At 70.9% G+C, this 13,387-nt stretch carries 12 protein-coding genes and 1 riboswitch; of the genes, 10 read left to right on the top strand and 2 right to left on the bottom strand.

Translation table 11 applies throughout. The features are described from left to right. Nucleotides 1-10: 10 nt before the first annotated feature. Nucleotides 11-2,347: a chitinase C-terminal domain-containing protein gene (locus DEJ47_RS05690; protein ID WP_150165538.1), complete on the bottom strand. Its 2,337-nt coding sequence runs from the start codon at nucleotides 2,345-2,347 to the stop codon at nucleotides 11-13. Nucleotides 2,348-2,614: 267 nt separating this feature from the next. Next, nucleotides 2,615-2,745, top strand: a riboswitch (FMN riboswitch). A gap of 211 nt (nucleotides 2,746-2,956) precedes the next feature. Between DEJ47_RS05690 and ribD the strand changes: the two genes are divergently transcribed. The 10 genes from ribD to DEJ47_RS05640 all read left to right on the top strand — a co-directional run bounded on the left by ribD (nucleotide 2,957) and on the right by DEJ47_RS05640 (nucleotide 11,381). Then, nucleotides 2,957-4,012 carry a bifunctional diaminohydroxyphosphoribosylaminopyrimidine deaminase/5-amino-6-(5-phosphoribosylamino)uracil reductase RibD gene (ribD, locus tag DEJ47_RS05685; RefSeq protein WP_150175455.1) on the top strand — a complete coding sequence of 352 codons (1,056 nt, stop codon included), beginning with the start codon at nucleotides 2,957-2,959 and terminating at the stop codon, nucleotides 4,010-4,012. 1 nt (nucleotide 4,013) lies between these two features. After that, nucleotides 4,014-4,628, top strand: coding sequence for a riboflavin synthase (locus DEJ47_RS05680; RefSeq protein WP_150165536.1), 615 nt, complete (start codon nucleotides 4,014-4,016; stop codon nucleotides 4,626-4,628). A 56-nt stretch (nucleotides 4,629-4,684) separates the two neighbouring features. Continuing rightward, nucleotides 4,685-5,272 carry a nicotinamide riboside transporter PnuC gene (locus DEJ47_RS05675; RefSeq protein ID WP_150175454.1) on the top strand — a complete coding sequence of 196 codons (588 nt, stop codon included), beginning with the start codon at nucleotides 4,685-4,687 and terminating at the stop codon, nucleotides 5,270-5,272. Beyond that, nucleotides 5,269-6,567 (top strand): bifunctional 3,4-dihydroxy-2-butanone-4-phosphate synthase/GTP cyclohydrolase II, encoded by a 1,299-nt coding sequence (locus tag DEJ47_RS05670; protein ID WP_150165533.1) that lies wholly within the window; start codon nucleotides 5,269-5,271, stop codon nucleotides 6,565-6,567. The genes DEJ47_RS05675 and DEJ47_RS05670 overlap by 4 nt, the downstream gene beginning before the upstream one ends. Before the next feature lie 26 nt (nucleotides 6,568-6,593). Continuing rightward, the gene (ribH, locus tag DEJ47_RS05665) at nucleotides 6,594-7,079 is read left to right on the top strand and encodes a 6,7-dimethyl-8-ribityllumazine synthase (protein ID WP_150165531.1); all 486 of its coding nucleotides are present in this window, start codon (nucleotides 6,594-6,596) and stop codon (nucleotides 7,077-7,079) included. A 35-nt stretch (nucleotides 7,080-7,114) separates the two neighbouring features. Beyond that, nucleotides 7,115-7,387, top strand: a complete 273-nt coding sequence (locus tag DEJ47_RS05660; RefSeq protein ID WP_055564821.1) for a phosphoribosyl-ATP diphosphatase — start codon at nucleotides 7,115-7,117, stop codon at nucleotides 7,385-7,387. A 49-nt stretch (nucleotides 7,388-7,436) separates the two neighbouring features. Continuing rightward, nucleotides 7,437-8,285, top strand: a complete 849-nt coding sequence (gene hisG / locus DEJ47_RS05655; RefSeq protein WP_150165529.1) for an ATP phosphoribosyltransferase — start codon at nucleotides 7,437-7,439, stop codon at nucleotides 8,283-8,285. 31 nt (nucleotides 8,286-8,316) lie between these two features. After that, nucleotides 8,317-8,781, top strand: coding sequence for a PH domain-containing protein (locus tag DEJ47_RS05650; protein WP_150165527.1), 465 nt, complete (start codon nucleotides 8,317-8,319; stop codon nucleotides 8,779-8,781). A gap of 174 nt (nucleotides 8,782-8,955) precedes the next feature. Beyond that, a complete protein-coding gene (locus DEJ47_RS05645; RefSeq protein WP_150165525.1) occupies nucleotides 8,956-10,299 on the top strand; it encodes a hemolysin family protein in 1,344 nt (447 codons plus the stop codon). Continuing rightward, nucleotides 10,296-11,381, top strand: coding sequence for a hemolysin family protein (locus tag DEJ47_RS05640; RefSeq protein WP_150165523.1), 1,086 nt, complete (start codon nucleotides 10,296-10,298; stop codon nucleotides 11,379-11,381). The genes DEJ47_RS05645 and DEJ47_RS05640 overlap by 4 nt, the downstream gene beginning before the upstream one ends. A gap of 25 nt (nucleotides 11,382-11,406) precedes the next feature. Here DEJ47_RS05640 and DEJ47_RS05635 read toward each other — a convergent pair whose 3' ends face one another. After that, entirely contained in the window at nucleotides 11,407-13,362 is a 1,956-nt protein-coding gene (locus DEJ47_RS05635) for an AAA family ATPase (protein WP_150165521.1), read from the bottom strand. Between the last annotated feature and the right edge of the window lie 25 nt (nucleotides 13,363-13,387).

Raw genomic sequence — 13,387 nt, 5'->3', positions numbered from 1 at the left:
CTCCGGACAGTCAGCAGGCGCCGAGATCCTGCCAAACCCCCCATTCGCCGCCGGCGCCGGGCTCATCGCCCTTCGTCCACCACTTGGCCTTCCACGTGTGGGACTTGTGGGACACGGTCGATCCGCTGCCGTACTCGGTGCCCGATGCCCACGCGGGCGCGGTGCACTTGCCGGGCGTCGGCGGGTCGGTCGGGTCCGGCGGGTCGGTCGGGCCCGTTCCGCCGCCCGGCTCGACGACGGTGGTGCCGCGTGCCAGGTCACCGGCGAGCGCGTACGTCGTGCCGCTGATGTTCACCGTCCAGTTCCACGGCGTGGACACCGGCAGGTAGTAGTTGAAGGAGAGGTCCACGGAGGCGCCGGGCGCGAGGGACTGCCAGGCCGGGAGCTTCAGCGACACCCGGTGGAAGTCTCCCTTCAGACCGCCGACGTTGCTTCCCGTGTGGTCGCTGCTGATCACCTTCGTACCGAAACCGGACTGGTCGGAGGCGTTGCCGGGGGCCGCGGTGGAGTAGTCGAACTGGAACTCGGTGCCGCCGGGCAGCGCCGTCTTCGTGTTGTTGGTGATCTTCACCTTGGGCGTGATGGGGTAGTTGGAGTCGCCCAGCTTGAAGTCGCCGAACTCCACACCGATGTGGACGGCCTTGGTGGGCAGCTCCTTGTTGGAGACCTTCGCGCCGTACGGCGTCGCGTTCTTGAACTTGTCGTGCATCAGCGAGGTGAGCGTGTCGCCCATCTCGTACTGGCCCTTGGCGGCGTTCCAGTCGTAGTCGCCGGCCATCTCCCAGACCATCGTGCCGCCGATGCCCCGGTCGACCACGTAGTCGGCCTTCTTCGCCACCGACTCCTCGTCCTCCGTGGACAGGAACACCTTCTTGTCCGCGTTCCACAGCCACGGCGCGACCAGCGTGGAGCTGTACTTGCGGGCATAGGTGCCGGTCAGCTTGGTGTCGGCGGGGAAGCCGTACTTGGTGACGTAGTCCCCGACGATCCCCTTCTCCAGGTTCTTGGCGTGCCACATCGGGTTGGAGCCCGCCGGGGACTCCTTGCCGTTGTCGTCCTTGTCGTGCCAGAGGTTGTCGATGCCGACCGCGCCGTCACCGCACTTGGTGAGGCCGGAGCCCGCCGGGCAGCTGGTCGCCGCCGCCTTGCCCCACAGGCCGTCGGTGCCGCCCTGCACGTTCTTGAAGCCGCGGGTGTAGTACGGCAGGCCGATGTTGATGCGGCCCGCGGGCATCGAGCCGCGGAAGTAGTGGTACGCCCAGTCGGTGTTCAGGTAGCCGATGCCGCCGTACTGGGAGCTGCCGTAGACGTTGGCGGCCGCCAGCTCGGCGTCCTTGCCGTCGTCGAAGAGCGAGGCGTTGGGGCCGACGTACTCGTTCCAGGCGCCGTGCAGGTCGTACGACATGATGTTGACGTAGTCCAGGTACTTCTGGACCTGGAAGGTCTCCATGCCGCGCAGCAGATAGCCGGAGGAGGGGGCCGCCACGGTCAGCATGTAGTGCTTGCCGTCGGCCGCGCCCGCCTTGTCGAGCTTCTCGCGCAGGGACTTCATGAGCGCCGCGTAGCCCTTGACGAGGCCGCCGCGACGGGCGTTGGAGATCGAGTAGTCGAGCGGGTTGCCCGCGTCCTTCATCGTGGTCGGGTACTCGTAGTCGATGTCGACGCCGTTGAAGCCGTACTTCTTGATGAAGGCGACCGCCGAGTCGGCGAACGTGTCGATGCCCGCCTGGTTCACGGAGCCGTCCGCGTTGGTGGCCATCGAGTAGAAGCCGCCCGAGTTCACGCGCTTGCCGTCGTCACCGAAATAGCCGCCGGTCTCGGCCCATCCGCCGACCGAGATCAGCGTCTTGACGTCCGGGTGCTGCTTCTTGAACTTGGTGAGCTGGTTGAAGTGGCCCTTGTAGGGCAGCGCCGGGTCCATCTCGGCGCCCGCGACGCCCGGCCACGTCATGCCCGTGGCGGCGTTCTTCTCGCTGTCGGAGCCGACGGAGAGCTTGTTGTCCTTGTCGACGTGCGCGAAGGCGTAGTTGATGTGGGTGATCTTGTCCCACGGGATGTCCTTGGCGAGATAGGCGGGCTCGCCGTTCTTTCCGGTGCGCCAGCCCGTGAAATAGCCGATGGTGCGGCGCTTGTGGTCGGCGCCCATCTTCTCGCGGCCGTCGCTGTCGTAGACGGAGCAGTAGGGGACGTTCACCCCGGGCGTCCGGTAAAGGCCGTCGGGGCGACAGGACGTGTCGTCGGCGGCGGCAGCCGGGGCGGCGCCACCGGAAACCATGCTGATCAGCAGGCCTGCGACGGCTGCGCCGGACGCGAGCAGCGTGGGTCTCGCGCGGTTGGGGGACGGCAAGGGAGCCTCCTGGACGGGTGCGGAACACGAGCGGCGGAACAACACAACTGGCAGAGATGTGGATCGTTCTGGGGCCCCGGGCGTGCACGCCGTCGGCTCCGGCTCCTCGGAGGTGACGGTGAGATTAAGAGGACTAGACCAGTGCGTCAATAGGTCTGGACCAAGTTGGTTGAATGTGATGTTGAATGGTCACTCTGTGAGCCAGCCCACACACGTTCACTCGTATGGGCCACATCCGGTCATGGCACACTGGCCTCGTACCAGAAGCAGCGCACTCCGGGGTCGGTGTAATTCCGAACCGGCGGTTACAGTCCGCGACCCGGTCACCTCCAGTGACCGGTTGACCAGGTGAAATTCCTGGACCGACGGTGAAAGTCCGGATGGGAGGCAGTGCGCGGCGGGCGGGCATCCGTGCACGCCGCCGTATTGGCTCGTTCCTGGCCTCGGCCCGGAACGGTCTCCGGATTTCCGGGGACAGGTGTCATCCGGCGCAGGCGTTGCCGCAGGTGTCTTCGTCCGTACGTTCTGTCGTCATCGACAGCGCCCCGGAGTCCGTGCCCGAAGAGGCAGGAGGACCCGGTGGCCACCGCCGTAGCCGAAACAGCCGCCATGCGGCGCGCCATCACGCTGGCCGCCCGCGGCCTCGGCTCCACCAGCCCCAACCCCGTCGTCGGCTGCGTCGTCCTCGACACCGCGGGCGAGACCGTGGGCGAGGGCTGGCACCAGCGCGCCGGCGGCCCCCACGCCGAGGTCCACGCCCTGCGCGCGGCCGGCGAGCGGGCCCGCGGCGGCACCGCACTCGTCACCCTCGAACCCTGCAACCACACCGGCCGCACAGGACCGTGCGCACAGGCCCTCGTCGACGCGGGCGTCACCCGTGTCGTCTACGCGGTCGGAGACCCGAATCCCGCGGCGACCGGCGGCGCACAGACCCTGTGCGCGGCCGGAATCGCGGTCGAACAGGGCCTGCTGGAGGCCGAGGCCGCCGAGGTGAACGCCGCCTGGCTGACCTCCGTCCGGCTCGGCCGTCCGCACGTCACCTGGAAGTACGCCGCCACGCTCGACGGCCGCATCGCCGCCGCCGACGGCACCAGCCGCTGGATCACCTCCGCCGAGTCCCGCGCCGACGTGCACCGGCTGCGCGCCGAGTGCGACGCCGTCGTCGTCGGCTCCGGCACCCAGCGCGCCGACGACCCCCACCTCGCCGTGCGCGGCATCGAAGGGGCCGTGCAGCCGCTGCGGGTCGTCGTCGACACGAACGGCACCGCCGTCACGCCGGACGCCCGCGTCCTCGACGACGCGGCCCCGACGCTGATCGCCGTCGCCGAGGACAGCACCCCCGCCCATGAGGGCGAGACCGTGCGCCTCCCGCGCGCGACAGGCGGGTTGGACATCCGAACCCTCCTGGACGTGCTCCACGCGCGCGGAGTGCGGTCCGTCCTCCTCGAAGGCGGCCCGACCCTCGCCGGAGCCTTCGTCGCCGCCGACTGCGTCGACCGCGTCGTCGGCTACCTCGCCCCCGTCCTCCTCGGCGCGGGTCCCGCCGCCCTGGACGGCGGCGGAATCACCACCATCACCGATGCGTTGCGGCTCGACGTGAGCGAGACCGTCCGCATCGGCCCCGACCTGCGCATCACCGCGACCCTCGTAGCGAAGGAGCACTGAAGTGTTCACCGGAATCGTCGAAGAGCTGGGCGAGATCACCGCCGTCGAGAACCTCCCCGACGCCTCCCGCTTCCGCCTGCGCGGCCCCGTCGTCACCGAGGGCGCCCAGCACGGCGACTCCATCGCGGTCAACGGCGTCTGTCTGACGGTCGTGGAGCACGAGGGCGACGAGTTCACCGCCGACGTCATGGCCGAGACCCTGAACCGCTCCAGCCTCGGCGCGCTCACGGTCGGCTCCCGCGTCAACCTGGAGCGCCCCACCGCGGTCGGCGCCCGCCTCGGCGGACACATCGTGCAGGGGCACGTCGACGGGACCGGCGAGATCGTCGAGCGCAAGCCGTCCGAGAACTGGGAGATCGTCAAGGTCTCGCTCCCGGCCGGTCTCTCCCGCTACGTCGTCGAGAAGGGCTCCATCACCGTCGACGGCGTCAGCCTCACCGTGGTCGACGCGGGCCCCGACTTCTTCACCATCAGCCTCATCCCCACGACCCTCGCGCTGACCACGCTCGGCATCAAGCAGCCCGGCGACCCGGTCAACCTCGAGGTCGACGTCATCGCCAAGTACGTCGAGCGCCTGCTCGGCGACCGCGCACACCAGCAGGGGGCCGCACAGTGAACTGGCTCAACTCCGAAGCCTTCACGGCCTTCGACCAGCACATCCTCTGGTCCGACATGATCGGCAACACCGTCGGCCTGATCGCCCTCGCGCTCGGCTGGCGGCGCTCGATATGGACCTGGCCCGCCCAGTTCCTGTCCGGCGTCATCCTCGTCGCCGCGTACGCCTCCGCGCAGCTCTCCGGAGGCGTCGGCAAGCAGCTCCTCGTCATCGGCGTCGCGCTGTGGGGCTGGCGGCAGTGGACGCGCGGCAGGCAGCAGGCGCAGGACGGCTCCATCGCCATCCGGTTCGCCACCTGGAAGGAGCGGGGCGTCCTGGTCGCGGGCACCGCGGTCGGCACCCTCGCCGTCGGCGCCCTGTTCAGCGCCGTCCCCGACCTGTCCTGGAACCCCTGGCCCGACGCGTACATCTTCGTCGGCACGCTCGCCGCGATGGTCGCCCAGGCCCGCGGGCTCGTCGAGTTCTGGTTCGCCTGGCTGCTCGTCGACGTGGTCGGCGTGCCGCTCGCCTTCAGCAGCGGCCTCGCCTTCTCCGGACTCGTGTACGTCGTCTACCTCGCCCTCGTCCTCTGGGGCCTGCGCGACTGGTGGCTGCGCTCCCGCACCGCCGCCTCGCAGCCCGTCATGGAAGGAGCCCCGGCATGACTGTGGCACCCGTCTGGCACGGCACCGCCAGCGAACAAGACACCCTCGACCTCTCCCTCGACCCCGTCGAGCAGGCCATCCGCGACATCGCCGCGGGCCGCCCCGTCGTGGTCGTCGACGACGAGGACCGCGAGAACGAGGGCGACCTCGTCGTCGCCGCCGAGAAGGCGACCCCCGAGATCGTCGCGTTCATGATGAGCGAGTGCCGGGGCCTGATCTGCGCGCCCATGGAGGCCGAGGAGCTCGACCGGCTCCGGCTCCCGCAGATGGTCGAGCACAACACCGAGTCGATGAGCACGGCGTTCACCGTCTCCGTGGACGCGTCCGCCGCGCACGGCGTGAGCACCGGCATCTCCGCCGACGACCGCGCCACCACGCTCCAGCTCCTCGCGGGCGGCGCGGCGACCGCCGACGACTTCGTGCGCCCGGGGCACATCTTCCCGCTGCGCGCCAAGTCCGGCGGTGTCCTCACGCGTGACGGCCACACGGAGGCCGCCGTCGACCTCGCCCGGCTCGCCGGACTGCGTCCCGCCGGGGCCATCGTGGAGATCGCCGGCGAGGACGGCAAGATGCTCCGCCTGCCCGAGCTGATCCCCTTCGCCCGCAAGCACGGCCTGACGATCATCTCCATCGAGGACCTCATCGCCTACCGCCGCTCCGCGGAACCCACCGTCCGCCGCGAAGCCGAGGTCAGCCTGCCCACCGCCTTCGGCGAGTTCACGGCGCACGGCTACCGCTCCACCGTCGACGGCGTCGAACACGTCGCCCTCGTCCACGGCGACCTCGGCGACGGCGAGGACGTCCTGGTGCGCCTGCACTCCGAGTGCCTCACCGGCGACGTCTTCCACTCGCTGCGCTGCGACTGCGGCCCGCAGCTGGAGGCGGCCATGCGGCGCATCATCGACGAGGGCCGCGGCGTCGTCGTCTACCTGCGCGGCCACGAGGGCCGCGGCATCGGCCTGCTCTCCAAGCTGCGCGCGTACGCCCTCCAGGAGCAGGGCAGCGACACCCTCGACGCCAACCTGGAGCTCGGCCTGCCCGCCGACGCCCGGGACTACGGCGCGGGCGCGCAGATCCTGCGCGACCTGGGGGTACGCGGTGTCCGCCTGATGACCAACAACCCCGACAAGACCGACGCGGTCCTGCGGCACGGCCTGAAGGTCACCGGGCGCGAGCCGATGCCCGTCGAGGCCGGCGAACACAATCTTCGGTACCTGCGCACCAAGCGGGACCGGATGGGGCACGACCTGCCCTGGCTGGACGCCACCGACGTGTCCGCCTGCGGCAACCAGTAATTCGAGAACACCTTGAGGAGAAGCACGTGAGCGGCAAGGGTGCACCCGAACTGAGTGTGAAGAACTGCGGCGACCTGCGGGTCGCGGTCATCGCGGCGCAGTGGCACGACAAGGTCATGGACGGCCTCGTCGACGGCGCCCTGCGCGCCCTGAACGAGCTCGGCATCAGCGAGCCGACCGTGCTGCGCGTCCCCGGCAGCTTCGAGCTGCCCGTCGTCGCCAAGGTCCTCGCGGGGCGCGGATACGACGCGATCGTCGCGCTCGGCGTCGTCATCCGCGGCGGCACCCCGCACTTCGACTACGTGTGCCAGGGCGTCACCCAGGGCCTCGTCCAGGTGTCCGTCGACACCGGTGTACCGATCGGCTTCGGCGTGCTGACCTGCGACACGGAGGAGCAGGCACTGGACCGCGCGGGCATCGAGGGGTCCAGTGAGGACAAGGGCCACGAAGCGGTCACCGCCGCCGTCGCCACCGCGACCACGCTGCGTACCGTCTCCGAACCCTGGCGCTGAGGGGGACCGCCCGGCCGCGTAGAGTGGCGACCATCATGTCCAAGAAGACTTTCGAGGAGCTCTTCACCGAGCTCCAGCACAAGGCCGCCAACGGCGACCCCGCGACCTCCCGCACCGCCGAGCTGGTCGACAAGGGCGTCCATGCCATCGGCAAGAAGGTCGTCGAGGAGGCCGCCGAGGTGTGGATGGCCGCCGAGCACGAGGGCAAGGAAGCAGCCGCCGAGGAGATCTCGCAGCTCCTGTACCACGTACAGGTGATGATGGTCGCCCGCGGCATCTCCCTCGACGACGTCTACGCCCACCTCTGAGCCGCACGCTCACCCCACCCCGTATCCACCAGACAAGGAAGCTGACCTCATGCTGCGCATCGCCGTCCCCAACAAGGGTTCACTGTCCGGACCTGCGTCGGCGATGCTCCATGAGGCCGGCTACCAGCAGCGCAAGGAGTCGAAGGAGCTCGTCCTCGTCGACCCCGACAACGAGGTCGAGTTCTTCTACCTGCGGCCCAAGGACATCGCGATCTACGTCGCGACGGGCAGGCTCGACATCGGCATCACCGGTGAGGACCTGCTGATCGACTCCGGCGCCGACGCCGAGGCGATCCTGCCGCTCGGCTTCGCCCGCTCCACCTTCCGCTTCGCCGCGAAGCCCGGCACCGCCGACGACATCAAGGACCTCGCGGGCAAGACCGTCGCGACGTCCTACGAGGGCATCGTCGCCAAGCACCTCGCCGAGCAGGGCGTCCAAGCCTCCGTCGTGCACCTGGACGGCGCCGTCGAGACCGCCATCGAGCTGGGCGTCGCCCAGGTCATCGCGGACGTCGTCGAGACCGGCACCTCCCTGCGCAACGCCGGCCTGGAGGTCTTCGGCGACCCGATCATGAAGTCCGAGGCCGTCGTCATCCGGCGCACCGGCGCCGAGACCGACAACCCGAAGGTGCAGCAGTTCCTGCGCCGCCTCCAAGGCGTCCTCGTCGCCCGGTCGTACGTGATGATGGACTACGACTGCCGCGCCGAGCACCTGGAGCAGGCCGTCGCCCTCACCCCGGGCCTGGAGTCGCCCACGATCTCCCCGCTGCACAACGAGGGCTGGGTCGCCGTCCGCTCGATGGTCCCCGCCAAGGAGGCCCAGCGGATCATGGACGACCTGTACGCCATCGGCGCGCGGGCCATCCTCACCACGGCCATCCACGCCTGCCGCCTCTGACCGGCCCCGACCCGGCAGGAGCACCCGCCGCATGTCCGAAAGCCCCGCCGCCCCCGCCCTCCCCGTCACCTTCCGGCCGACGCGGACCCGGGCCGTCCTGCTCACCGCGGGCGTCGCGATCTTCGTGGTCATCACGGCGATCGCGTTCCTGCTGCCCACGCTCAGCCCGGGGGAGCGGACCAGCTTCGTCTTCACCGGCGCGCTGCTCTGCGGCGTGCTCGTGCTGCTCAGCAGGCCCAAGGTCGTCGCCGACGAGTCCGGCGTCACCGTCGTCAACATCGCGACGAGCCGCCGCCTCGCCTGGCCCGAGATCGTTCAGGTCAACCTGCGGCCCGGCGACCCCTGGGTGTTCCTGAACCTCAGCGACGGCACCAGCCTGCCCGCCCTGGGCATCCAGCCGGGCATCGCCAAGCAGCAGGCCATCGGCGACGCCCGCGCCCTCCGCGCCCTGGTCGACGCCCGCACCACTGGACGTTCCGAGCCCGGACTTGATTAATCTGGTGGCGGGGCGCACACGGAGTGCCGCCCCGCCCCTGACGGGCCCGCCCGGCTCCCAGGGGCTCCTGCTACCCGAGGAGTGACTCCCTCCGGCGATGGACGGATCGTCCTGCAGTACCTGCGCCGCCCCCTCCCGACATACCGGGACCGGCTCGACCGGAGAGGCGGCGGCATGACAGTGTCCCTGCTGCTTCTCGGGGCGGCATTCCTGCTGATTCTCGCCAACGGCTTCTTCGTGGCGGCCGAGTTCGGCCTCGTCACCGTCGAGCGGCCGGACGCGGAGAAGGCCGCGGCGGACGGCGACCGAAGGGCCCGTTCGGTCGTCGACGCCCTCAAGGAGCTGTCCTTCCAGCTCTCCGGCACCCAGCTCGGCATCACCATCACCTCGCTCGTCGTCGGCATGCTCGCCGAACCGGCACTCGCGCACCTGCTCGCGGGCCCGTTCACGGCCGTCGGCGTCCCCGAGGGCGCCGTCGGCGGTGTCTCCGTCGTGGTCGGCATGCTGCTCGCGTCCGCCGTGCAGATGGTCATCGGTGAGCTCGTGCCCAAGAACTGGGCCGTGTCGCGGCCGCTGCAGGTCGCGCGGTTCGTCGCGGGCCCGCAGCACGTTTTCGCGCGGCTCTTCCGGCCCGTGATCGCCCTGCTGAACGCCGTGGCCAACCGTCTGGTGCGCACGCTCGGCGTCGAGCCCGCCGAAGAGCTGGCCTCCGCCCGCACCCCCGGCGAACTGGTCTCCCTGGCCAGGCACTCGGCTCAGGCCGGTGCCCTGGAGCAGGACACCGCTGATCTGTTCGTGCGCACCCTCTCCCTCGCGGAGCTGACCGCACAGCACGTCATGACGCCGCGCGTGAAGGTCAGCGCGCTGCAGTCGTCGGCGACCGCCGAGGACGTCGTGAACCTGACCCGCGCCACCGGTCTGTCCCGCTTCCCGGTCTACACCGAGCGGATCGACGAGATCGTGGGCATGGTCCACCTCAAGGACGCCCTCGCGGTGCCCGCCCACGCACGCCTCAGGACGCCCGTGGGCCGCATCGCCAAGTCCCCGCTGCTCGTCCCCGAGACACTGCCCGTGCAGCCCCTCCTGGAGCGGCTGCGCAGCGAGCAGCCCATCGCCGTCGTCGTGGACGAGTACGGCGGCACGGCGGGCGTCGTCACCCTGGAGGACATCGTCGAGGAGCTCGTCGGCGAGGTCCGCGACGAGCACGACCACTTCGACCTGCCCGAGCTCTGTCCGGCGTCGGCCGAGGACGGCCACGCGGCGTGGGACGCCGACGGCAGCTGCCGCGTCGACACGCTTCAGCGCATCGGCCTCGACGTGCCCGAGGGGCCTTACGAAACGGTGGCCGGACTCGTCGCCGACCTGCTCGGCCGCATCCCGGCCCCCGGCGACCGCGCCGAACTCCCGGGCTGGCGGCTCTCGGTGCGCCAGGTCGGGCACTACCGCGCCGAGCGGGTGCGGATCGTGCGCACCCAGGACGCCTTCGCCGTCAGGGAAGCCGCGGAGGCCCTCCGATGAGCCTGCTGCAACTCGTCTTCGCCCTCCTCCTCGTGCTCGCCAACGGCTTCTTCGTGGGGGCCGAGTTCGCGCTCGTGTCCGTGCGCCGCAGCCAGATCGAGCCCCTGGACACCAAGCGGTCCCGCCAGGTCCTGTACGGCCTGGAGCATCTGCCGCAGATGATGGCGGCGGCCCAGTTCGGCATCACGGTGTGCTCGCTGACGCTGGGCGCGGTCGCCGAGCCGACCGTGGCGCACCTCCTTGAGCCGGTCTTCGCGGCGGTCCACCTGCCCGAGGGCATGATCCACCCCCTCGGTTACGTGATCGCGCTCGCCGTCGTCGTCTTCCTCCACCTCGTCATCGGCGAGATGGTCCCGAAGAACCTCGCGATGGCGGCGCCCGAGAAGACCGCCCTCTGGTTCAGCCCGGGTCTGGTCGCCTTCGCGCGGCTGTGCCGGCCGGTGACCGTAGCCCTCGGAGCGTGCGCGCGGGTCGTGCTCCGGCTCTTCGGCGTGGAGCCCAAGGAGGAGGTCGAGGCGGTGTTCACCAGCGTGCAGCTGGGCCGCCTCGTCGAGGACTCCGGCCAGGCGGGACTGCTCGACCCCATCGAGAAGGAGCGTCTGGAGGACGCCCTGGAGCTCGGTTCGCGCCCGGTCACCGACGTGCTGCTCGACCCGGTGTCGCTGATCACCGTCGGGCCCTCGGTCACCCCCTCCGGGGTCATCGAGCTCACCGGCCGGACCGGCTACTCCCGCTTCCCCGTCCGCGCGGAGAACGGCGCGTTCATGGGCTACCTCCACGTCAAGGACGTACTGGACCTGGAGGAGACCGAGCGTGCCGTGCCACAGCAGGTGTGGCGCCCGATGACCACACTGGGCGCCGAGCTCCCGCTGGACGACGCCCTGACCGTGATGCGCCGCGCCGCGACGCACCTGGCGCAGGTCGCCGACGCGTCGGGGAAGGTGCTCGGCCTGGTCGCCCTGGAGGACGTCCTCGAACTCCTGGTGGGCGAGGTCCGCGACCCGACGCACCGGGTCACGGTGCCGAGGACCCCACCGGAGGACGCCAGGGACTCCGCGCTGGCCGTCGTCCGCGCGAGCTGACCCGCGCCAGGACCCCCGGGGGCCGTCAGATCCCCGGGGTGTCCTGCGGCCCGCGGCCCGAGAGCACTTCGCCGTACGCCTGCATCAGGTCGGGCAGCCGCAGGGTCGACAGGTCCTCGCGGCCCGGTTCGCCGGGGTAGCCGGAGAGCCGCAGGTCGCGGTAGGCGCAGCTCTTCTCGTACAGCGTGCGCAGGAACCGGCCGTTGCCGAGCTCGTCGATCCAGGCCTGGTCGACGACGTGCCCGGCGATGGAGCGCAGCTCTTCGAGCGCCTCCTCGTCCCACACATCGCCGTTGTCCGCCGCCAGGACCTCGCCGATGGCGGTGAGTTCGAGGGGGCGGTACGAGGGGAAGTCGACGCGGGTCGTGAAGCGGGAGGAGAGCCCGGGGTTGGCGGCGAGGAGGCGGTCCATGCCCTCGGGGTACCCGGCGAGGATCACGACGAGGTGGTCGCGGTTGTCCTCGGCGCGCTTGAGGAGGACCTGCAGGGCCTCGTCGCCGTACGCGTCGCCCTTGCCGTAGCCGGAGTTGGAGAGCGAGTACGCCTCGTCGACGAAGAGGACCCCGCCGATCGCCGAGTCGATCAGCTCGTTGGCCTTCACGGCGGTCTGGCCCAGGTACTCGCCGACGAGGTCGGCGCGCTGCGCCTCCACGAGGTGGTCGCCGCCGAGCAGGCCGAGCGCGTAGAAGACCCGGCCGAGGATGCGGGCCACGGTGGTCTTGCCGGTGCCCGAGGGGCCGGAGAAGACGAAGTGTCGTTTCGGCGGCTGCACGGGCAGTCCTTGCGCAGCCCGCAGACGGGCCATGTTGAGCTGCGCGGAGAGCGCCTTGACCTGCCGTTTCACCGGCTCCATGCCGACCATGCCCTCCAGTTCGGAGAGCGCGGCCTCCAGGAGCGCGGGGTCGGTGGGGCCCGGGGGCAGCTGCGGCGGGCCCGCCTTGATCGGGATGATCGCCTTCTCGCGGACGGCGTCGGGGTCGGGGGGCACCGAGGAACCGGACGGCCCCGGGGCGCCCGTGGAACCGCTGTTGCCCGGGGGCCCACCGGGACCGTTGGGGGCCGAGGGACCGCCGTTCGACGGGAGTTCGGGCCCGGTGACCTTCACGTCGCGTCCCTCGGGGCCGAACAGCACGTCGATGCCGTCGGGCCCCTCGAGCACGTCCTGTCCCGCCCCGGTGAGGCTGATCGCGGCGGCCAGGTCGGCCGCCTCGTCGTACCCGTCGCCCTCGGAGATCGCCGCGAGCCGCGCGGAGGTGTCCATGAAGGAGGCGTCGACCCGGTGCACCGCGCGGTACAGGGGCAGGGCCGCGGCCGTGCGGCCCGTGCCCTCGTGCGCGCGGGCCAGCCAGTAGCGCAGCTCCTTGCGCTGCGGCTGTTCGCTGCGGCAGCGCATGAGGGCGGCGGACAGCAGCGGTTCCGCCTGGCCGTACGTCTCCAGGCGGACGCGCGCCATGCCGCCGAAGAGACCTGCCTCGATGCCCAGCATCGGGTCGTCGATCAGCGGGTCGGTGTGCCGCACCAGCTGTTCCCAGTCCTTGACCAGGTAGGAGCGGCAGGCGTGCAGGAAGCGCACCTGCGGGTCCGCGTCGACCGGCGGCAGCCCCGCCAACGCCCGGTCGAGCTCCGGGACATGACGGCCGTCGAGCCAGTGCGAGGCGTGCGCGAGCAGCAGGTCGCGCGTGCTCTCCAGGACGGGCTGCACCCACCAGCCCAGCCAGTACCAGGAGTTGAGGGCGCGGCCGTGCCGGGTGCGCTGTTCCCCGAACCGCTCCCGGTGCTGGAACATCCGCAGCAGCGCCGTCGTCGTGTCGATGCGCAGCGCGTGCAGCCCGAGCCAGCCGTCGGCCATCCCGGGATCCATCCGCACCGCCGTCCGGAATTCGTCCTCCGCCTGCGGATAGGCGCCCATCGTGTAGGCGTCGACGCCCCTCAGCCAGGCGAGGTCGGCCGGGGCGGGTGAGCCCACCGCGTCGAAGTCCATCAGGTCCCCCACAAACCGTGCCCCC

It is taken from the genome of Streptomyces venezuelae (genome assembly GCF_008642355.1).
In the GTDB taxonomy this organism is placed as follows: Bacteria; Actinomycetota; Actinomycetes; order Streptomycetales; family Streptomycetaceae; genus Streptomyces; species Streptomyces venezuelae_B.
The sequence above is the reverse complement of the archived record's forward strand: the minus strand, read 5'-3'. Positions and strand labels throughout refer to the sequence as shown.